This is a genomic window from Pseudoalteromonas sp. MMG033 (assembly GCF_057197785.1).
In genome coordinates this window covers 956,783-977,091 of record NZ_CM170070.1, presented here as the reverse complement: position 1 = coordinate 977,091, position 20,309 = coordinate 956,783, and the positions used below count along the sequence as shown (strand labels likewise).

20 protein-coding genes are annotated in these 20,309 nt (G+C 43.1%); 9 read left to right on the top strand and 11 right to left on the bottom strand.

What is annotated here, in order from left to right; all coding sequences use genetic code 11:
• Positions 1-13 precede the first annotated feature (13 nt).
• Genes AC2CZC_RS04610 through tldD form a run of 8 tightly spaced genes read left to right on the top strand, consistent with a single transcriptional unit; the run spans position 14 to position 10,749 of the window.
• Entirely contained in the window at positions 14-1,057 is a 1,044-nt protein-coding gene (locus AC2CZC_RS04610; RefSeq protein WP_010376642.1) for a rod shape-determining protein, read from the top strand.
• Positions 1,057-1,899 carry a rod shape-determining protein MreC gene (gene mreC, locus AC2CZC_RS04605; protein ID WP_237138035.1) on the top strand — a complete coding sequence of 281 codons (843 nt, stop codon included), beginning with the start codon at positions 1,057-1,059 and terminating at the stop codon, positions 1,897-1,899. Before AC2CZC_RS04610 ends, mreC begins: the two co-directional genes overlap by 1 nt.
• Positions 1,889-2,365, top strand: a complete 477-nt coding sequence (mreD, locus tag AC2CZC_RS04600; RefSeq protein ID WP_063361365.1) for a rod shape-determining protein MreD — start codon at positions 1,889-1,891, stop codon at positions 2,363-2,365. Before mreC ends, mreD begins: the two co-directional genes overlap by 11 nt.
• Entirely contained in the window at positions 2,365-2,943 is a 579-nt protein-coding gene (locus AC2CZC_RS04595) for a Maf family protein (RefSeq protein WP_484583980.1), read from the top strand. The genes mreD and AC2CZC_RS04595 overlap by 1 nt, the downstream gene beginning before the upstream one ends.
• Positions 2,936-4,408 carry a ribonuclease G gene (gene rng / locus AC2CZC_RS04590; protein WP_237138030.1) on the top strand — a complete coding sequence of 491 codons (1,473 nt, stop codon included), beginning with the start codon at positions 2,936-2,938 and terminating at the stop codon, positions 4,406-4,408. The genes AC2CZC_RS04595 and rng overlap by 8 nt, the downstream gene beginning before the upstream one ends.
• A 6-nt stretch (positions 4,409-4,414) precedes the next feature.
• On the top strand, positions 4,415-8,440 hold the full coding sequence (locus AC2CZC_RS04585; RefSeq protein WP_484583979.1) for a YhdP family protein: 4,026 nt from the start codon (positions 4,415-4,417) through the stop codon (positions 8,438-8,440).
• A 45-nt stretch (positions 8,441-8,485) separates the two neighbouring features.
• Positions 8,486-9,313 carry a carbon-nitrogen hydrolase family protein gene (locus tag AC2CZC_RS04580; protein WP_484584846.1) on the top strand — a complete coding sequence of 276 codons (828 nt, stop codon included), beginning with the start codon at positions 8,486-8,488 and terminating at the stop codon, positions 9,311-9,313.
• The gene (tldD, locus tag AC2CZC_RS04575; protein WP_063361370.1) at positions 9,310-10,749 is read left to right on the top strand and encodes a metalloprotease TldD; all 1,440 of its coding nucleotides are present in this window, start codon (positions 9,310-9,312) and stop codon (positions 10,747-10,749) included. Before AC2CZC_RS04580 ends, tldD begins: the two co-directional genes overlap by 4 nt.
• A gap of 43 nt (positions 10,750-10,792) precedes the next feature.
• On the opposite strand, the gene yjgA is transcribed toward tldD, so the two are convergent.
• On the bottom strand, positions 10,793-11,317 hold the full coding sequence (yjgA, locus tag AC2CZC_RS04570) for a ribosome biogenesis factor YjgA (protein ID WP_484583978.1): 525 nt from the start codon (positions 11,315-11,317) through the stop codon (positions 10,793-10,795).
• Positions 11,318-11,465: 148 nt separating this feature from the next.
• On the opposite strand from yjgA, the gene pmbA reads away from it, so the two are divergent.
• Positions 11,466-12,815, top strand: a complete 1,350-nt coding sequence (gene pmbA, locus AC2CZC_RS04565; protein ID WP_484583977.1) for a metalloprotease PmbA — start codon at positions 11,466-11,468, stop codon at positions 12,813-12,815.
• Positions 12,816-12,846: 31 nt separating this feature from the next.
• On the opposite strand, the gene mgtE is transcribed toward pmbA, so the two are convergent.
• The 10 genes from mgtE to kdsC form a co-directional block, all read right to left on the bottom strand.
• Entirely contained in the window at positions 12,847-14,205 is a 1,359-nt protein-coding gene (mgtE, locus tag AC2CZC_RS04560) for a magnesium transporter (protein ID WP_484583976.1), read from the bottom strand.
• Positions 14,206-14,505: 300 nt separating this feature from the next.
• Positions 14,506-14,784 carry an HPr family phosphocarrier protein gene (locus tag AC2CZC_RS04555; RefSeq protein WP_063361374.1) on the bottom strand — a complete coding sequence of 93 codons (279 nt, stop codon included), beginning with the start codon at positions 14,782-14,784 and terminating at the stop codon, positions 14,506-14,508.
• Positions 14,784-15,626, bottom strand: coding sequence for an RNase adapter RapZ (gene rapZ / locus AC2CZC_RS04550; protein WP_063361375.1), 843 nt, complete (start codon positions 15,624-15,626; stop codon positions 14,784-14,786). Before rapZ ends, AC2CZC_RS04555 begins: the two co-directional genes overlap by 1 nt.
• A gap of 12 nt (positions 15,627-15,638) precedes the next feature.
• A complete protein-coding gene (gene ptsN, locus AC2CZC_RS04545) occupies positions 15,639-16,094 on the bottom strand; it encodes a PTS IIA-like nitrogen regulatory protein PtsN (protein WP_484583975.1) in 456 nt (151 codons plus the stop codon).
• 2 nt (positions 16,095-16,096) lie between these two features.
• On the bottom strand, positions 16,097-16,384 hold the full coding sequence (gene hpf / locus AC2CZC_RS04540) for a ribosome hibernation promoting factor (protein ID WP_023397244.1): 288 nt from the start codon (positions 16,382-16,384) through the stop codon (positions 16,097-16,099).
• 26 nt (positions 16,385-16,410) lie between these two features.
• Positions 16,411-17,922: an RNA polymerase factor sigma-54 gene (locus tag AC2CZC_RS04535; protein WP_484583974.1), complete on the bottom strand. Its 1,512-nt coding sequence runs from the start codon at positions 17,920-17,922 to the stop codon at positions 16,411-16,413.
• Positions 17,923-17,963: 41 nt separating this feature from the next.
• Positions 17,964-18,689 (bottom strand): LPS export ABC transporter ATP-binding protein, encoded by a 726-nt coding sequence (gene lptB, locus AC2CZC_RS04530; RefSeq protein WP_484583973.1) that lies wholly within the window; start codon positions 18,687-18,689, stop codon positions 17,964-17,966.
• Positions 18,686-19,216: a lipopolysaccharide transport periplasmic protein LptA gene (gene lptA / locus AC2CZC_RS04525; protein WP_484584845.1), complete on the bottom strand. Its 531-nt coding sequence runs from the start codon at positions 19,214-19,216 to the stop codon at positions 18,686-18,688. The genes lptB and lptA overlap by 4 nt, the downstream gene beginning before the upstream one ends.
• The gene (gene lptC / locus AC2CZC_RS04520; protein WP_484583972.1) at positions 19,206-19,760 is read right to left on the bottom strand and encodes an LPS export ABC transporter periplasmic protein LptC; all 555 of its coding nucleotides are present in this window, start codon (positions 19,758-19,760) and stop codon (positions 19,206-19,208) included. Before lptC ends, lptA begins: the two co-directional genes overlap by 11 nt.
• Positions 19,757-20,308, bottom strand: a complete 552-nt coding sequence (kdsC, locus tag AC2CZC_RS04515; RefSeq protein WP_484583971.1) for a 3-deoxy-manno-octulosonate-8-phosphatase KdsC — start codon at positions 20,306-20,308, stop codon at positions 19,757-19,759. The genes lptC and kdsC overlap by 4 nt, the downstream gene beginning before the upstream one ends.
• Position 20,309 lies beyond the last annotated feature (1 nt).

Here is a 20,309-nt window from a genome sequence, read left to right as displayed (position 1 = left end):
GTTACCCAGCCTCATGTTTAAAAAGCTACGTGGATTATTTTCAAATGACCTGTCTATTGACTTAGGCACGGCGAATACACTGATTTATGTGAAAGAAGAAGGCATTGTATTGAACGAGCCCTCTGTTGTGGCAATTCGTCAAGAGCGAGCAGGTGGACCCAAAAGCGTTGCCTCTGTCGGCACAGCCGCAAAGCAGATGCTTGGTAGAACGCCCGGCAATATCAAAGCGATAAGACCAATGAAAGATGGTGTTATTGCGGATTTCTATGTCACAGAAAAAATGCTTCAACATTTTATCAAGCAAGTTCACAACAATAACTTTATGCGTCCAAGTCCGCGCGTATTAATTTGTGTACCGTGTGGTGCAACACAAGTTGAGAAGCGTGCGATCCGTGAGTCAGCCATGGGTGCTGGTGCGCGCGAAGTGTACTTGATTGAAGAGCCGATGGCCGCAGCAATCGGTGCTGGCTTGCCAGTGTCTGAAGCGACAGGTTCTATGGTTGTCGATATTGGCGGTGGTACAACTGAAGTTGCGATAATCTCGCTTAATGGTGTGGTTTATTCATCTTCTGTGCGTATTGGTGGTGACAAATTTGATGAAGCCATTATTAACTATGTAAGACGTAACTTTGGTAGTTTAATTGGCGAAGCAACTGCGGAGCACATCAAACATGAAATCGGTTCTGCTTTTAAGAGTGAAACGCCAATTGAAATTGAAGTGCGCGGACGCAATTTAGCAGAAGGTGTACCGCGCTCGTTTACGCTCAATTCACACGAGATTTTAGAAGCATTGCAAGAGCCTCTGATGGGCATTGTTAGTGCCGTCATGGTTGCGTTAGAGCAATCACCACCTGAGTTGGCATCGGATATTTCAGCACACGGCATGGTATTAACAGGCGGTGGCGCATTGCTAAAAGATTTAGACCGACTGCTGATGGAAGAAACGGGGATCCCAGTAGTGGTTGCTGACGATCCACTGACGTGTGTTGCGCGCGGTGGTGGTAAAGCGCTTGAGATGATTGATATGCATGGTGGCGATGTATTTAGTTACGACTGATGAATTTACTGTTTGGCCGAAGCATCTCTTTACAACTGCGACTTACTGTCGCAGTTGTGCTTAGTATTATCCTCATCATAGGTGATCGATATACCTCTGGCGGTACTTTTGTCAGAACGACACTCAATACTTTAGTTAGTCCTGTTTTATATGCTGCAAACGTGCCATACGAATTATTTAATGTTGGTGCGCAAAGCTTGCATACACGAGATAGGCTGTTAGATGAAAATGAAACCTTGCGTGCCAAGCAGCTTTTGCAAAGTGAGCAGCTTCAGCAATTCCAATTTTTATTAAAAGAAAATAATGAGCTGCGAGCACTACTGGGCGCTTCGTCACGGCAATCCCATAGCCGTCAAATCGCGCAAGTACTGTCGGTGCGTTCTAATCGATATAATCATCAGGTTGTTATTAATAAGGGCACGATTGATGGTGTATCAGAGGGACAGGCTGTTATTGATGAACTCGGATTAGTAGGTCAATTGACGCATGTCGGCACTACAACCTCCCGTGTATTGTTGATGACAGACACAACCCATGCGACTCCTGTTCGGATCTTACGTAATGATGTCAGTATGGTAGTCGAGGGGATAGGTAAGATTAATTTGGTGCAATTAGCCCATGTGTCACATAGTTTGGATATTCGTATCGGCGATATCTTAGTGACTTCAGGCCTTGGCAGTCGCTTTCCAGAAGGTTACCCAGTTGCCGTTGTCACTGAGATTGACAGAGATGAAGGACTGCCTTTTGCAAAAGTTTATGCTGAGCCTATCGCGCAGTTAGACAGGGTGCGACTACTGGTTATTTTAGGGGAAAACGATACGGAGGTAAGTAATGAGCCGTAGCTTTTCTTTTATCACTTTTAGCGTGTTTCTTGCGCTTATTATGGCGTTGATGCCATTACCCTTTTCTTTAGAACCTTTTAGACCGGATTGGGTCCTATTAGTATTGATGTATTGGTCAATTGCGTTGCCGCACAGGGTTAATATTGGCTGGGCATGGTGCACGGGTTTGATCATGGATTTGGCTGTAGGCTCTCCTTTGGGTGTTAACTCGTTGACTTACTCAGTGTGCATCTATATTACAGTCAGTAACTTCCAGAAGTTAAGAAACTTCTCTTTGTGGCAGCAAGCCATGTTGATAGGTTTGTTTTTAGCGCTGTATCACTTATTGCAGTTTTGGCTAAATCATTTCTTATTAGATATTTATTTTAATCCTGCATATTTATGGCCGGCTTTGGTTGGTATGTTGTGTTGGCCTTGGATCTTCCTATTGCTAAGGAAGTACCGTAGACATTTTAGGATCCGTTAATGACCGTAAAATTATATTTGGCTTCGGCATCCCCACGCCGCAAAGAGTTATTGAGCCAGCTTGGTTACGATTTTGAACAATTTTCTGTCGATGCGGATGAGCGAGCTTTGCCAAATGAAGCACCTGAAGCTTTAGTTGAGCGCTTGGCCAGGTTAAAGGCACAAAGTGGCGTTGGCATAGGCAGTGAGAAGCGTCCTGTTTTAGGCAGTGATACAATTGTTGTCGCTGATGGAGAAGCGCTTGGTAAGCCTGTAAACAAAGACGACTTTATCTCTATGATGACAAAGTTATCAGGCAACACGCATCAAGTGATGACAGCGATTGCGCTGGCAGACAATCAGACAGTGATGAGTAAAACAATCATCACAGAGGTGACTTTCAAAGTACTTTCAGCTGCGGAAATAGAACAATATTGGTCTAGCCAAGAGCCACAAGATAAAGCCGGTGGATATGGTATACAAGGTTTAGGTGGGCGATTTGTAACACAGCTTAAAGGTAGTTATTTTTCTGTTGTCGGACTACCTTTATATGAAACAGACGAATTAATTCAAGCATTTATGGCGGGTCGAGATGAGTAGCGAATTATTGATCAATGTAACACCAAGTGAAAGTCGAGTCGCACTCATTGAAAATGGTGTGCTGCAAGAAGTACAAGTCGAACGTGTCGGTAATTTAGGCATTGTTGGTAACATCTATTTAGGCAAGGTGAGCCGAGTTCTACCGGGTATGCAAGCCGCATTTGTCGATATTGGCCTAGAAAAAGCCGCCTTTTTACATGCTTCAGACATTGTCAGTAGTGCTTCTATTGAAGAAGCGGTTGATCATCAGCCAATTAAAAAAGTGCAGGATATTAGAGAGCTAGTTAAGCAAGGCCAGTTCATTATGGTACAGGTGGTGAAAGACCCGATCGGTACCAAAGGGGCGCGTTTAACCACGGACATTACCATCCCTTCTCGCTACTTAGTCTTTATGCCAGATGCAACGCATGTGGGTGTTAGTCAAAGAATTGAAACAGAAGAAGAGCGCGATCGTCTTAAACATATTGTTGCCCAATATAATGATGAAAATGGTGGCTTTATTGTTCGCACTGCGGCTGAAGGCGCTGCGGAAGCTGAATTAAAGCATGATGCAGAGTTTCTAAAAAAACTTTGGCAAAAAATTGTTAGCAAGCGAAGAAAGACCAGCAAAGCAAGTATTTTGCATGAGGACTTGACGCTGGCGTTTCGTACTCTACGCGATTACGTTGGTGAAGACATGGAGCGTATTCGTGTTGATTCCAAATTAACGTATCAGCAATTGAAGACGTTTACAGAAGAGTTTGTTCCTCAGCTATCTGAGACGTTGGAGTATTATCCTGGCGAGCGTCCGATCTTTGATCTTTTTGATGTTGAAACAGAGATACAAAAAGCACTACACCGAAAGGTTGAACTGAAATCAGGTGGCTATTTAATCATAGATCAAACAGAAGCCATGACGACCGTAGATGTGAATACTGGGGCATTTGTTGGCCATAGAAATTTAGAAGAAACCATTTTCAATACGAATGTCGAGGCAACTTCTGCTATTGCGCGTCAGCTTAGGTTAAGGAATCTAGGCGGTATTATCATAATTGACTTTATTGATATGGTTTCAGATGAACATAAACGCCGAGTATTACATTCACTCGAAGCGGCATTGGCAAAAGACCGCGCCAAAGCAAATATTAACGGGCTGTCAGCGCTTGGCTTAGTTGAAATGACGAGAAAGCGTACAAGAGAAAGTCTAGAGCACATTTTATGTGATGTATGCCCTTCTTGCTCTGGCCGAGGATCTCTGAAAACTGTAGAAACGGTTTGTTATGAGATATTGCGTGAAATTGTCCGAGTAAATCGTGCATATGATGCGGATAAATTCATGGTGTATGCCTCTGCGGCTGTGAGTGAGGCGTTAGTGAATGATGAATATCATAATTTGGCTGAGCTGGAACTGTTTATCGGAAAGCAAGTGAGTATCCAAACTGAAAACTTGTACAGCCAAGAGCAGTTTGATGTGGTAATGATGTAGGCCGATATGCACCCCAAAACAATTTGCTTTTTTTGTATTCGAAAGGTTTGGCAAGCTTTTGCTGTAACCTTGGTTATGCTTGCGGTATTGGTTTCTCTGTTGAAGCTGAGCTTGCCGTACGCTAACGATTACAAAAATAGCATTGAATCTCTGATTTACCGCCAGCTTAACGTTGAGTTGAGCATTGGCTCAATCAGCGCAAGTTGGCAGGGTACTGGGCCCGCCCTTGTGCTTGAAAATGTGAGTTTTGAAGATAATCAAAACGCACCTATCTCTCTTCATATTGACAATACCAGCTTGCAAGTCAATGTTGTTCAGTCTTTGCGGCAGTGGCAGTTAGTTTCCAATTATTTTGTGCTTGATGGTTTTAAAGCAAATATTCACTTAAATAGGCTCAACTTAGATGATAGTGCTAATGCAGGCGAGTTTGAGCAGCAGGCACTTATCGAAGGGTTGTTTTTAGGGGAAACTGGGCACTTCTCAGTTCAAAATAGTGAAGTTAATTTATTGGGTGCACATGATTTGCACCATACAATACTGATCCAAGATATGGTTTGGCAAAATAGCGCCAATGCACATCATGGTGAAGGGCGACTTATTTTCCCTAGCTTATCTCAAGGTAGTTTGAATACTCGAGTTAAGCTTTCAGGACAAACTTTACAAGAAATTGAAGGCGATATTTATCTACAAGCCAATGATCTTAATGTATTAGACTTAATCGATGATCATTTAGATGACAGTTATCGAAATTTGAGTGCTAGCATCAATGGTCAACTCTGGACCCAATTGCAGCATGGAAAATTAACTGACATTTTAGTGCAAGTTGAACCCAGCTACGTTACCTGGAGTGATAAAAACCACTTAAATAAATTAGGTCTAGAAAGTGGCCAGGTATTAATTGAACCGTCTGAGAGCGGTTGGTCACTGAACAGCTCTGAGTTTATATTTATCAGCAACGAACATGATTATCAGCCAACGCAATTTCAAGGCCAGTGGTCGAGTACACAGCGTACACTTTGGCTACAGCAGTTTGACTTAGCGCCAATAGCAGATGCGCTCGAACTGACTCGATACGAGTGGGCAAAAGGCATAGAAAAAAGCCAGTTTCAAGGCGAACTTAATAAAGCCAGGATAACTTGGCAGGCAGATACGGGTATCAATGTATGGGGCCTTGCAAAAAGTGTGGCATGGCTTGAAAGTGACGCAGCACCTGGTTTAACAGGGCTAGATCTTGAAATTAACTGGCAGGGACAGCGTGGTGTGGTTAGCGTGAGCGCACATCAACAACAACTCATGACTGGCGCGCGCTTTATCAAACCCATTGATATTGATGAGCTCAACGGCGACATACATTTTTGGCAAGATACGAACGGGCATTGGCAAGTGAATTCAGATAACTTGTGGGTGAGTAATGATCACCTTGCTGTGGCGCTAGAATTCCATACTCGTTTATTCTCTCAACCTGAATTAGATTTGTATGCTGAAGTATATGGTCAAGATGCATCGATTGCGGGACATTACTTTCCATTGGACTTAATGCATGGCAATTTGGTTGAGTATTTAGACAGAGGGATTATTGCTGGTGAAGACGTACGTGCTCAAGTACTGCTGTCAGGGCCATTAAGTGCTTTCCCATATCGCGATAGACAAGGGCAGTTTGAAGTATTGGCGCATATTGATGGCGCTGAGTTTTTATTTGCACCTGATTGGCAAAGTGTAAAAAATGCCGGCGTTGAACTGCATTTTCACAATGAACGCATGGATATCACAGCGGGCTCAGGCCAGCTGTCTAATCAGGATATTCTCGGGAAGGTTGTGGTGAGCTTGGATGACCTTGAGCGAGCCGATAATCTCATTGTTAAAATCAACCAGCAAACAGAAGCATCTAGCTTAAGCGCTTTTTTTGCAGATACACCGATAGCCGATCCATTAGTTAATGTGCTTGATATTGTCCAAGGCAAGGGCACAGCCAATGGGGAGATAGAGCTCGACATTGACTTACATAGCCTAGATGTTGTTGCGAAAGGGACAGTGGAATTAGATGGCAATCATATCTACCTTAGTAAACCGGGTATGCAACTTAATGATGTGCATGGCGAATTAACATTTCATGATGATGAGATTAAACTCCAGAATGCCAAAGCGACGTGGTTAACTATGCCGATTGATTTTTCAGTCATGGGTAATGGTGATAAACAAGGTTATGAAGTAAACATAGAAGCAGCTTTACAGGCCAGTAGTGAAGCCTTATTGCCACATGGTGATGGGCTAATGGATGGTTTTATTGCCGGTAATGCGCTGTTAGGTACTAATATCGCATTAAACTTTACTGAGCAAGGGTTCAATTATTTAGCGAGTTTCAGTTCAGATTTAGCTGGCGCGTCAGTGATGTTACCTCCTCCTTATCATAAAGTTGCTGCCTCAACTGGAAAATTGATTGGTGAAGTGAGAGGTGATGACATTTCTAACCTGATCACAGCCAATGTGAATGATCTACTCTATTTCAACGGTATTTTAGACAATAACAAAGGGCGTTTTGATAAAGCGCACTTGGTAGTCGGGTCACAAAATCGAGGGCTTGATCCGTCAGGCCTTACAGTGACGATCGATCAACCAGACATTCAGCTAGATGCATGGTTCGCTTTTATTGATAGGATTATCGAGAAGAGCACATCATCGTCGCAAAATAATACCAGTTTATTACCAGAACTGAATGAAATAAGAGCGAATTTTGGTGAGCTTCTTGTCGGTAATATCCTGTTTAATGACATTGAAATGCAGATGAAGCCAGACAGTGATGGCTGGAAAATGCGCTTGAATGGAAAGGAGCTCAGAGCACAGGTTCTGCTGCCTACAGAGGAAACTGCTGCAATTGATATACAGGCAGACTATCTGCGTTTGAATTCACAGCAGGCAGAGCAGCCTGAAGTAGAAGAAGCGACAGATTTGAGCTGGCTGACGCGTATTCCAGCCATAGAGTTTGGTTGCGATGATTGCCGTATTAATCAGTATCAACTGGATAGAGTCACTCTTTCAATTGTGGGCAATGGTGAACAGCTTACGATTGGCAATCTCAATGTAGATAAAGGCGCCCATGCGCTATCGGCGAAGGGGAGCTGGCGAGACGGTTTGTCCCGCATAAATGGTAATTTAAGTAGCGCCGACTTTGGTGACTTAATGGAAGAGTTTGATATCACGTCAACCGTGAAAGACTCTCAAGCTAATATCGATTTTAATTTGAGCTGGCAAGCTGCGCCTTATGACTTCCAATGGGAGACATTGGCGGGAGATATTCAGTGGCAACTGGGCGAAGGCCATTTGACAGATATTAGCGATCAAGGTGCGCGTGTTTTTTCTTTGCTGAGTTTGGACTCTTTGGTACGCAAATTGAAGCTTGATTTTAGGGATGTTTTTGCTAAAGGGTTTTTCTACAATCAAATGGAAGGCAGCTTGCAGATCGATAATGGTGTTGCGTTTACTCAAGATACTAAAATGGATGGTGTGCCAGCTGATCTGAGTATTTCTGGGTATGCGAACTTAAAGACGCACGAGATTAACTATGATTTAGCGATTGCGCCACAGGTCACGTCAAGTTTACCTGTGATAGTGGGTTGGATGGTTAATCCGGTGACTGGACTGGCAGCGCTTGCAATTGACAAGGTTATTCATTCGGCACGTGTGATATCAGAAATTAATTTTAAGGTGACAGGTACTATGCAAGAGCCTGTTGTGACCGAAGTAGAGCGTAAGAGTCGCGAGGTTACGTTACCTGGCGTGAAGCCGCCAGAGTCACCACCACCTGACACCCCAAATGACGCACCCAAGCCTAAAGATGTCGAAGGAAATGAGTCAGAGTCAGGTCAGCCGACAGTGTTAAGCACGGAACGTGTGCAATCGAGCACCGAACAAACGGTGGCACCAAAGCAGAACAAATCAGTGCCGATAAAGCCAAAGCAAATAGAAATGGGTCAAACTCAGCCGTCAGAGCAGGAAAAGCCGATAAATGACGAGTCTCAAGGTAATGGACGCTAGACCTTGAAAAAGTGCTGTGTGTTTAACAAAGTGGTATAAAGCATGATGAAATCTGACTACGCCAATATTGTCGTGATCCCAATGTGCTCGGCTATGGCACCTGAAGAGAATTTTAAATATCTCACTCAACGATTAGAGGCTTTGACATTGACGTCGCCCAGTTTGGTGTGTTTGCCAGAAGCCTGGCTGGCATTTTGCGCAAATGGCTTAGACTCGCTTTCAATTGCAAAGCGCAGCGACGAGTGGATAGAAAAAATTGCACAACTTTGCAAAGCTAAAGGCATATGGTTGAGCGCAGGTACCATGCCAATTTCGGCGCCAGGCGATAAATATTTCGCTGCAAGTTGCTTGTTTGACGATAGCGGCAAGCTTGTAGCTCAGTATAACAAGATCCATCTATTTGATGCAGATGTCAGCGACAAAGCAAAGCGCTACCGAGAATCCGAGTTTACAGCAGCGGGTGATCAAGTTGTTGTTGTAGATAGTCCCTTTGGTAAGCTAGGCTTAAGTGTGTGTTATGACATGCGCTTTGCAGGGTTGTATCAGGTTCAACGTGATCAAGGGGCCAATATACTCCTAATTCCAAGTGCATTTACTACGGTAACAGGTCAGGCTCATTGGCTGCCATTACTACAAGCAAGAGCCATAGAAACACAAAGTTTTGTGGTTGCTGCAGCGCAAGTTGGACAACATCAAAACGGGCGAGAAACATACGGGCATAGCGTTATTATTTCCCCATGGGGAGAAGTGCTAGATAACAGTGCGTTATCTTTAGAGCCGATACAAAGACGGTTAGATTTAACCGAGCTACACAGTACAAGGCAAGCAATGCCTGTATTGCAGCACAACCGATTTAAGAGCAATATGATATGAATCAAGTTGAAAAAAGCTTGTTAGCTGACAGCCAGTTAACCAGAGAGCAACTGGAAAAAACACTTAATTATATTCATCAGTACAATGTTGATTATTCCGATCTTTATTTTCAGTCTAGTTACAATGAAACATGGGTCCTCGAAGATGGCAAGGTAAAGGAGGGGAGCTACAACATCGAACGCGGTGTCGGTGTGAGGGCCGTCAGTGGTGAGCAGACTGGTTTTAGTTACTCTGATGCAATTAACTTAGAAGCGATTAATCAGGCTGCACAAGCGGCGCGCTCCATTGCGCAGCAAGGTGAGTCTAAGCGTGTACAAGTGTTTACTGATGTAAAAGCACCTGTTCAGTTCCAGCCTGTACAGCCATTGCTGAGCATGACGGATGAAGAAAAGATCACGTTACTTAAAGAAGTCGATGCCGCAATCAGAGATTTAGCGCCAGATGCTCAGCAAGTTGTATGCTCGATTGCTGCAGTGTATGAAGAAGTACTCATTGCTGCAAGCGATGGCACGTTTGCGACCGATATCCGCCCACTAGTTCGTTTAAATTGCTCTGTATTATTAGAGAGTAATGGGCGAAGAGAGCGTGGGAGTGCGGGTGGTGGTGCGCGCTTGGACTACGGGTATTTTAAAGAATTAGAAAATGGTCAACCACGCTGGATGACCTATGCAAAAGAAGCGGTGAGACAAGCACGTGTAAACTTAACTGCTATTGATGCTCCTGCAGGCACAATGCCGGTTGTGTTGGGTTCTGGCTGGCCAGGCGTTCTTCTGCACGAGGCGGTTGGGCATGGCTTAGAGGGCGACTTTAACCGTAAAGGGGCGTCTGCTTTTAGTGGTCGTGTAGGTGAACAAGTGGCTTCATCACTGTGTACTGTGGTTGATGATGGTACGATGGCCAATCGTCGTGGTTCTTTAAATATCGATGACGAGGGGACACCTGCCGGATATAACGTTCTAATTGAAAATGGCATCTTAAAAGGCTACATGCAAGACAAGACCAATGCTCGCTTAATGGACACTCAGCCGACAGGTAATGCACGTAGAGAGTCATTTGCACATCTGCCCATGCCTAGAATGACAAATACTTATATGTTGGCTGGACAAAGCACCCAGCAAGAGATCATCAGCTCAGTGAAAAAAGGTATATTTGCCAGCAACTTTGGCGGTGGTCAAGTGGATATTACTTCCGGTAAGTTTGTGTTTTCTGCATCAGAAGCCTATTTAATTGAAGACGGTAAAGTAACGCAGCCAATTAAAGGTGCAACGCTGATTGGTAATGGTCCAGAAGCGATGCAGCAGATCTCTATGGTTGGCAATGATTTATCGCTAGATAGAGGGGTTGGTGTGTGCGGTAAAGATGGCCAAAGTGTGCCGGTTGGTGTCGGTCAACCTAGCCTTAAGATTGATCAATTGACGGTGGGTGGTACCGCTTAATTTACCAATCATGAATGGGGGGAGCGCGCTCCCCTCAAAAAAATTAAGGTAAGATCGCTTCTTTTAAGTATTGAAACAACTCTTTATATCCTTTGGCTGGCTTTTCTGCTTTAAGTTCTTTGTTTGCTTGGCGAACTAACTGACGCAGCTTCTGGCGTTCCATTGTTGGGTGTGCATCAAGTAACTCGTTAATTTTGCTATCCCCAAGCTTAAGTACTTCATCACGCACTCTTTCTACTTGGCCAAGTAGCACTTCTGCTTGATTATTTTTATTGAGTAACATGTCTAAAGCTGTTTGTAATTGTTCAACATTTTCTGTTGTACGAAGTACTTTAGCAATGTAATTCATGTGGCGACGATACGCGTCATGTTTGCCACGGATCTTATCTGCAAGTGCCATCGCCTCGATAAGTTCATTTGTCAAAGGCAGCTTGTCCCGTTGCTTTTTGCCAAGTTCAGCGATATCAATACCAAGCTGCTGATATTGCTGAGCATCTCGTTTAAGCTCGCTTTTGGAGACATAGATGATTTCTTCATCATCGACATTGTGATCTGATTTTTTTGCCATAATAGAGGCCACTTAATATTACAATTATATTGATTATACCAAGAAGCGCAGAAAAATATCGTAATAGTGAGGTCATTTACGATTATCACGGCGAAATGCTCACTCCTGTGTTAGGATTGTAGAGTTTACAAGTATTTGGAAAAGCAACATGAATGATAACCAAGCGGGTTCTATATACCAACAAATCGACGAAGTAAAAGAGGCTGTATCTGAGGTTTTGACGATGGCGTCAAAGTTGGGGGCTACATCTGCTGAAGCGGCGATGAGTCGCACCTCTGGACTGTCAGTGAGCACGCGCATGGGCGAAGTCGATACCATCGAATTTAATCAAGATGGTAGTTTGGGGATCAGTGTTTATGTTGGTAATCACAAAGGCTCAGCTTCAACGGCTGACTTGAGCGAGCAAGCGTTACGTTCAGTTGTGCAAAAAGCCATTGAAATTGCCAAATATACGGCGGACGATGAGTGCAATGGCTTGGCTGACAAGGCCTTAATGGCACAAGATATTCCTGAACTTGATTTATATCACCCGTGGGAACTATCTCCACAAGAGGCGATTGAATCTTGTATCGAAGCAGAAAAATCTGCGCTTGAATTCGATAGTAGAATTGTAAATTCGGATGGTGCAAGTATTGCGTCGCACCAAGGTCTTAGGGTGTATGGTAACAGCCATGGCTTTTTAGCCGGCTTCCCTCGAACACGTCACACTTTGAGCACCATGGTGATCGGCCAAGAAGGCGATATGATGCAAAGGGACTCCGCATTTAGTATCTCGAGAAAGCATGATTTATTAAAAGCGCCGCAAGCGGTTGGCATAGAGGCTGCTGAGTCGACACTGGCTAAGCTGAATAGTCAGAAGCTTGCGACGATGAAGGTGCCGGTGGTATTTAGAGCTGACATTGCAAATAGCTTGTTTGGACACCTTGTTTCAGCAATCGGTGGCGGTGCTTTATATCGTAAATCTAGTTTTTTATTAGATACCCTTGGTAAGCAGGTTTTTAATTCTTGCGTCAATATCCATGAAAGGCCGCATTTGTTGCAAGGTTTGGCATCAAGCCCGTTCGATAGTGAAGGGGTATATACACAAGATAGAGATATTATCGTAGGTGGTGAGCTGCAAACCTATTTAATGGCAAGCTATGCTGCAAGAAAAATGGGCATGCAGGCAACAGGCCATGCGGGCGGGATCCACAATTGGTTAGTTCAAAAGACTCATGAAGATCTGGCCGCCATTTTAAAAGAAATGGGGACGGGATTATTGGTGACTGAATTGATGGGGCAAGGTGTGAACACTGTCACTGGTGATTACTCTCGTGGCGCAGCTGGTTTCTGGGTCGAAAATGGAGAAATACAATATCCTGTGAGTGAGATAACCATTGCCGGTAACCTAAAAGAGATGTTCCACAATATTCAGGCAGTCGGCGGAGATGTTGAATTACGTGGTGCAGTGCAAACTGGCTCTGTATTAATAGATAGCATGCAAGTGGCTGGTCAATAGAGCTGATTAATTTGTTTACTCTGAGCTAGGCTCAGAGTAAAAACCAAGTGGCAGTACCTAAAAACGCGAAAATACCAACAATATCTGTTACGGTTGTGAGGACTACGCTACCAGCAAGTGCTGGATCTATTTTCATACGCTTTAGGATCAAAGGTATGCTTGCCCCTGCTATGCCTGCTGCAACCAAGTTCATGAACATGGCAAATGCGATAACTGCGCCAAGTTTAAAGTCCCACTGCCAAACTGCTACAACACCAGCTATTAATAGAGACCAAAGAACGCCATTGAGTGCGCCAATCGCAAGTTCTTTACCGAGTAAGAATTTTTGGTTGGTTTGATTGACATGCCCAAGGGCAATACCCCTGATAACCAAGGTTAATGTCTGGCTGCCTGCGACGCCTCCCATGCTAGGCACAATGCCATTGAGGACCGCTAAAATGGGGAGGATATCTAGTGTGCTTTCGAAAAAGCTTGCGACAAAGGCGGCGAGTAGGGCGGTGAGTAGGTTGATCCCAAGCCAAATTGAACGTCTTCGGCTACTTTTCATGACAGGTGCGAAGGTATCTTCTTCATCCTCAAGACCTGCCATACTCATTAGACTATGCTCAGCGTCTTCTCTGATCACATCAACAATATCATCAATGGTTATACGCCCCAGTAGTTGCGTTTGATCGTCAACTACAGGGGCTGATATCCAGTTATGTCGCTCAAAAAGCTGGGCTACTTCGCTTTCCGGCATGCCGACTGGAATCGTTTCCCTGTCTTCATTCATCAGCTCTTGAACAAGTTTATCAGGGGGGTTAGTTAATAAGATCCCAATAGGCAAAGATCCTAAAAAGCGGTTTTCTTTATCTACGACATAGAGGTCGTCTGTACCTTGCGGAAGCTCTTCTTTAAGACGTAAATATCTTAACACCACATCGAGACTGACATCGGGACGAATGGTGATGGTGTCGCCATTCATTAATGCCCCTGCAGAGTCTTCATTATAAGATAAAGCAAGCGTGGCCCGTGCTCTATCTTGGCTGTCCATGGCACTGATAACATCTTGGTAGACAGGCACAGGTAAACTTCTGAGTACCTCACCTAAGTCGTCATCGTCCATATCCTCAGTCGCAGCGGCGATTAACTCGGGCTCCATTTTGGCAATGATGCTTAAGCGAACATCTTCAGAGAGTTCTTCAAGCACATCACCTTGGATATCTGGATCGACCAATTGCCAAAGTGTAGTTCTTATTTTATGAGGGGAAGACTCAAGTAACAGTGCGGTATCGCACGGAGGTATCTCAGCTAATGTCTGTCTTACTTGAACAAACTGCCCACTGTTTATTGCTTTGGTTACTTGTTGTAATTGTTCCAGTGTATAGTCTTGCTCAAAAACGTCAGGCATAGGCTTCCAAATTTTAGATTAAGAAAAGGCAATTATATGTTTTGAATAGTCATTTTAATAATTTAATCGCATTTTTTTGTAGCACGAAAATTGCTCTTTAAGCTGTTATTTACAGAATAAAGCTCATAAATTCGAGCTAAGATATATGCACTAAACACATTATCAATGTGACTTATCATATTGTAATAGATAAAATAATATTTGATTATAGCTGCTTAAAATAAAAATACGCTATTGCAGTATTATGACAAGTACAGAAGTAGTAAGTTATCTTACGAAAGAGATTAAATAAAAACTAAGTTACTCCGTTTCATGAAACTTGTCTTCAATAAGGTCACCAATAGCGATTAAGGCATTCTTTGCATCAGGGCCTGTACAACTCACTTTGACTTCTTTGCCTTGGCTGCTCTCTAACAGCAGCAATGCTAACACGCTGTCTCCCGGAGCGCTTTTATCACCTTGATAAAGCGTTATTTCTGCATCAAATTGGGTTGAGAGTTGCGCCAATATAGTGGCTGCTCGAGCATGCAAACCCAACTTGTTCTTTATTAGAAAAACCCCTTGGTATTGCTGTTGCATTACTCTTGTTCTCGGTGGCGAATTTTGACGTTAGAGTGTGTTCTTTGAAAGCGTTCACCAAGTGTTTGCGCTAAATATACTGAGCGGTGCTGGCCACCGGTACAACCAATGGCGATAGTCAAATAGCTGCGATTATTACGCTCCAAGTGTGGCAGCCAAGTTTGCATAAAGGTTTGTATCTGCCACACAAACTTTTGTACTATGCTGTGACTCGATAAGTAATCGATAACCGGTTGGTCTAAGCCTGTTAGAGGTTTTAATTCAGGTTCCCAGTGCGGGTTTGGTAAAAACCGCGCGTCAAATACGTAATCTGCTTCTTTAGGAATACCATGTTTAAAGCCAAATGATTCAAATGTGATGATGAGTTGTTTATCTTTTTGGCCTAAGATTTTCTCTCGAACGCTTTCAGCCAATTGGTGGACACTCAAGTCGGTTGTATCTATGGTGATATCAGCACGACGTATCAAGACATCTAATAAAGTTCTTTCTTGTTTTATTGCCAAGTCTAGCGGTAAGTCATTGAGTGACAGCGGATGCAATCGCCGTGTTTCTGAAAAACGTTTGATTAGTGTTTGGTCATCGCAATCAAGGTAAAATACTTTTGGTTTAGCAAAGCCTGGCAAGTACTCTAAAATATCATGAAACTCCTGCTGTTCTTTTGGTAAGTTTCTCACATCAATGCTGACAGCAATTTTATTATAGCTGTCTGAAACACTGCGTACTAAAGCAGGTAGTAAGTTTACAGGGATATTATCAGCGCAGTAATAGCCTAAGTCTTCCAATACTCTTAATGCGACGGATTTACCTGAGCCAGAGCGGCCACTGATAATTATGAGCTCCACGATTTGTTCCTATTATTTATCAAACTCAACAAGGACTTGGTAAAGCTCATGATCGTTACTTGCTTGTCTAAGTCTCTTGCAAAAATGCTTATCATTTAGTTTACCAGCGATACTAGCTAAGGTCTCTAAATGTTGCTTATTTTCACCTTCTGGTACGATGAGCGCAACAAAAATATCTACATTGCGGTCGTCAACAGCATCAAATGGAATAGGCTGTTGATTTACAAGCAAGATGGCAATGATATTATCTAATCCCGCCAATCGCCCGTGTGGAATAGCGATACCTTTTCCAATACCTGTACTGCCTAGCTTTTCGCGATTTAACAGTGCCTCGAGAATATCATGCTGATTGGCATTTGGAATTTTTTCTTGTGCCAATTCACTGATGTATTGGAGTATTCTTTTTTTACTATTAAAAAGGACCGCAGCCTTGCTGCAGTCCTCAGGGATCAGTGTGCTAAGTTTCATGGTTAATGTCGAGTTAGCTTCTCTTTATGTTTAATGACTTGCCTATCTAGCTTATCGATTAAACCATCGATAGCTGCATACATGTCTTTGTGTTCTGTTGAAGCGAATAGCTCGCCGCCATTTACATGTAATGTGGCTTCGGCTTTTTGAATGAGTTTCTCGACATCTAGGATTACATGAACGTTGTTGATGTGATCAAAATGCCTTTCTAGCTTCGCAAACTTACTTGTTACGTAGTCTCTTAATGAATCGGTAATTTCTACATGGCGACCAGTTAAATTTAGTTGCATAAGCATTTTTCCTTCTTTTGTTACGCCTAAATCAAGCTTTTACGCTGATTAGACGGTGGAATAGCCAAAGACTCTCGGTATTTGGCAATAGTACGTCTTGCCACCTTAATACCTTGGTCAGCTAATACATCTGCAATTTTGCTATCACTTAAAGGCTTAGCTGAGTTTTCTGCAGCAATTAGCTTTTTGATGAGTGCTCTAATTGCTGTTGAAGAGCATTCCCCACCGTTCTCGGTACTAACATGGCTCGAGAAGAAGTATTTCAATTCATAAATGCCGCGAGGCGTGTGCATAAATTTTTGTGTTGTTACCCGAGATATTGTCGACTCGTGCATATCAACCATTTCAGCAACATCATTGAGAACCATAGGTCTCATTGCCTCAGGGCCATGTTCAAAGAATGCCTGTTGTTGTTGAACAATGCAATTGGTAACTTTCAATAAAGTTTCATTTCTGCTTTCTAAACTTTTAATAAACCATTTCGCCTCTTGCAAATGCGAGCGAATAAATTGGCTGTCACTGCTTGATTTAACTGAGCGTGACATTGCAGCATAATGATCATTAACTCTTATTTTGGGCATTGAGTCAGGATTGAGTTCAACAACCCAACGTCCTTTTATCTTTTTGACCGAGACATCGGGGATCACATAATCAGCTTCTTCTTGAACGATACTTGCAGCTGGCTTGGGGTTCAAGCTGTGGATTAGCGTCATCACTTCTTTGAGCTCGCCTTCTTTGAGCTTCGTTTTCTTCATGATAGTACGATAATCACGATTTGCTAATAGGTCTATGTGCTCTTCAATGACATGTTTTGTTTGTTCGAGCCAAGGTGTATCTATGGCAAATTGATTTAGTTGAACAATTAAGCATTCCTGCAGACTGCGTGCCGCAATACCAACAGGGTCAAATAATTGAATACGTTTTAAGACGGCTTCAACCTCATCTAATTCAACCGGCTCTTGGTCATTATCTTTATTTAAGCTATCGACAATATCCTCACAAGATACGGTTAGGATCCCTGAGTCATCGACGCCCTCAACAATTGACAGCGCAATAAGTCTATCTGTTGCGCTAAATGGAGTGAGCTCTAGTTGCCACATCAGATATTCTTGAAGACTTTCAGTGGTTTGACCTTGATAAACGCTTTCATCCTCAGGCATTGGGCCAGACGAGCTGACTGGTGCAGCACTGATATATTCATCCCACGTGACATCCATCGCCATCTCATCGCTGAGCGTTTCTTTATTGAGCGCCGTATCTGTGTCTTGCTCGTAGTCACTCAGCTGTGTTTCAGCAGTATCATCAACGCTAGACTCTGCTTTCTCTGTGGTCTGAGCTTGTTCATGGGTTTTATCTAGACTGTTATCAAAAGACTCTTGTTCGTTTTCTTCTACTTCCAATAAAGGATTGCTATCCAGCGCTTCTTGAATTTCTTGCTGGAGGTCTAATGTGCTCAGCTGCAGCAGGCGAATTGCTTGCTGCAGTTGTGGTGTCATTGTTAATTGCTGCCCCATGCGCAGCTGTAGCGATTGCCTCATGTATCTCTAACAATCCTTTTCGTTGTTACGCTTATTCTTAACTATAGCCTGAATTGCTCGCCTAAGTAGACATCTCGGACGGTTTGATCCGCTAAAACATGTTCAGGTGTGCCTGACGCAATTAATTCACCATGGGAAACAATATATGCCTTTTCACATACATCCAAAGTTTCGCGAACATTATGATCTGTGATCAATACGCCGATCCCACGGTTTTTTAAATGCTCAATAATTTTCTTTATATCTAACACTGAAATCGGATCAACGCCAGCAAAAGGCTCATCTAAAAGAATAAATTTAGGATTTGCGGCTAAAGCGCGAGCAATTTCGACGCGGCGACGCTCACCACCAGACAGTGCCATTCCTAAACTTGAGCGAATATGCTGAATATTAAATTCATCAAGTAAATCGTTTAATACTGCTTCTCGTTGGGCTTTATTGAGGTCTTTTCTGGTTTCAAGGATCGCCATTAAATTGTCATAAACGGTTAGCTTTCTAAATATCGAAGATTCTTGTGGTAAATATCCAATACCCAACCGAGCTCGGCTGTGCATCGGTAGCAAAGTAATGTCTTGTGAATCAATATGAATACTGCCCTTGTCACTTGGTACTAGGCCAACAATCATATAAAAAGTAGTGGTTTTACCTGCGCCATTTGGACCGAGCAAACCAACGATGCTGCCTGCTTCAACACTTAGTTCAACATTTTTTACAACCTGTCTGCCTTTATAACTCTTAGCCAGTGCTGTCGCTTTTAGTGTGCTCACTGTGGCTCCTTGTTACCATCTTGCTCTTTATCTACAGGGAGTAAAACAGTTCTCACTCGTTTACCTTCCTCGTTTGCCTTTTGCGCGCTAATAAGTTGTTTTTCCATATCATAGAGGATCTCTTGGGCAGAAATCTTTTGACCAGCTTGGCTTATTTCGGCATTGCCTTTAATTGTGAGCAAGCGATTTGCAACATCATAGCGTACCTCTTGTGCCGTGGCTTTTAATAGGCTGCCATCGGTCTGCTGCTCTTGGAAAATTGCAGGAGATCCCGTTGCAACCAGTAACTGCTTGTTTTCCCCTAAATCTTCTCTGCGGTGGACTTCGAGTCGATCTGCGAATATTTTGCGTTGGCCATGAATGATCTCAACGTTTTCTTCAAAAACCCCTATATTTGTTTGTAATTGCGCTTGCTGCTTACCTGAACTGATGATCACCTGCTCAGGCGTGTTGTTGGCAAGGGCACTTTGTGGCAAAAGTGCGATAGCACATGTAAATAGTAGGGTTGCACTTAATTTATTGCTTATCATAAATCGTTTCAGTGTGGTTAATGAGTTCAATGACCTCAATATTGAGATCGGCGATTAGCCCTTTACCGGTAATGGTTAAGCTCGGGCCAGTAATGATCACTGGTTGCTCTGAACGCATTATTCGATTACTGATTTCAAGTCGAAGATTATCTGCGTCTATCTCTGTGATCATGGCATTGTCGTTCAAGTTCGTCGCTTTTACGTTGCCTTCTAAAATCAGCGTGTCGTTTTCATACAAGGTGGCCTCGTTGGCAGTGAGCTGCCAGTTGTGTTGCCCGTTATGTAAAACAAAAATGGGTAATTCAAAGTGGCTAAACCCCAGCTCTTGATATAACTCCATTCTCTGTGCCGTAATTTGATAACTCAGTTGTCCATTTTCAGCAAATGAGGTCTGTTTTAAATCAATCGCAACGTAGTCGGGCTGAGCGATTGTTTCCTGCTCTTGCCGTGATGCCTGTTCTGTTTGCGTCAAAAAGGGGTACCAAAGCCACAGCATGGCAGCACCGAAAACTACGAGTAAAATAACCCGCAAATTGGTCATGTACTGCTCCCCTTAGAGAGTAATTCGTTACCTTGGCTTAGCATTAATAAGTCGGTTAGCTCCCTGACAGCGCCAAACCCACCTGGCAGCATGGTCGTATAATGGGCCAAGTTTTTTACCAGTGGGTGTGCGTCAGCAACTGCAACAGCAAAGCCAACTTTTTGCATTACAGGTATATCTGGACCATCATCGCCAATATACGCAATTTGGTTGTCGGATAAATTTAATCGGCTTTTCAATTCTTCGTAAGCCTTAATTTTATCTTCTTGACCTTGGTAAATGTGCGTTACGTTTAAGCTAGTCATACGTTGCTTAACAATTTCTGAATGTCGTCCAGTAATGACGGCAACTTCAACACCGGTTTCAATTAAGGCTTTAATCCCGAAACCATCTTTGGTGTTGAATGCTTTTAATTCTTCACCTTGGTTACCTAAATAAATACGACCATCTGAAAATACGCCATCAATATCGCAAATTAGCAGCTTGATAGATTTCGCTTTGTCACTTGTCTGTACAGAGATTGCTTGATAAAGCTCACTAAATTGCATG

Excerpts from the sequence above, each read along its gene's own strand:
- AC2CZC_RS04585 (WP_484583979.1), top strand. The coding sequence starts at position 4,415 with ATGCACCCCAAAACAATTTGCTTTTTTTGTATTCGAAAGGTTTGGCAA.
- lptC (WP_484583972.1), bottom strand. The coding sequence starts at position 19,760 with ATGACCAATTTGCGGGTTATTTTACTCGTAGTTTTCGGTGCTGCCATG.
- pmbA (WP_484583977.1), top strand. The coding sequence starts at position 11,466 with ATGAATGATAACCAAGCGGGTTCTATATACCAACAAATCGACGAAGTA.
- yjgA (WP_484583978.1), bottom strand. The coding sequence starts at position 11,317 with ATGGCAAAAAAATCAGATCACAATGTCGATGATGAAGAAATCATCTAT.
- hpf (WP_023397244.1), bottom strand. The coding sequence starts at position 16,384 with ATGCAACTAAATTTAACTGGTCGCCATGTAGAAATTACCGATTCATTA.
- tldD (WP_063361370.1), top strand. The coding sequence starts at position 9,310 with ATGAATCAAGTTGAAAAAAGCTTGTTAGCTGACAGCCAGTTAACCAGA.
- AC2CZC_RS04580 (WP_484584846.1), top strand. The coding sequence starts at position 8,486 with ATGAAATCTGACTACGCCAATATTGTCGTGATCCCAATGTGCTCGGCT.
- AC2CZC_RS04555 (WP_063361374.1), bottom strand. The coding sequence starts at position 14,784 with ATGCAACAGCAATACCAAGGGGTTTTTCTAATAAAGAACAAGTTGGGT.
- AC2CZC_RS04595 (WP_484583980.1), top strand. The coding sequence starts at position 2,365 with ATGACCGTAAAATTATATTTGGCTTCGGCATCCCCACGCCGCAAAGAG.
- rng (WP_237138030.1), top strand. The coding sequence starts at position 2,936 with ATGAGTAGCGAATTATTGATCAATGTAACACCAAGTGAAAGTCGAGTC.
- mreC (WP_237138035.1), top strand. The coding sequence starts at position 1,057 with ATGAATTTACTGTTTGGCCGAAGCATCTCTTTACAACTGCGACTTACT.
- mreD (WP_063361365.1), top strand. The coding sequence starts at position 1,889 with ATGAGCCGTAGCTTTTCTTTTATCACTTTTAGCGTGTTTCTTGCGCTT.
- AC2CZC_RS04610 (WP_010376642.1), top strand. The coding sequence starts at position 14 with ATGTTTAAAAAGCTACGTGGATTATTTTCAAATGACCTGTCTATTGAC.
- mgtE (WP_484583976.1), bottom strand. The coding sequence starts at position 14,205 with ATGCCTGACGTTTTTGAGCAAGACTATACACTGGAACAATTACAACAA.
- ptsN (WP_484583975.1), bottom strand. The coding sequence starts at position 16,094 with ATGAAACTTAGCACACTGATCCCTGAGGACTGCAGCAAGGCTGCGGTC.
- kdsC (WP_484583971.1), bottom strand. The coding sequence starts at position 20,308 with ATGCAATTTAGTGAGCTTTATCAAGCAATCTCTGTACAGACAAGTGAC.
- AC2CZC_RS04535 (WP_484583974.1), bottom strand. The coding sequence starts at position 17,922 with ATGAGGCAATCGCTACAGCTGCGCATGGGGCAGCAATTAACAATGACA.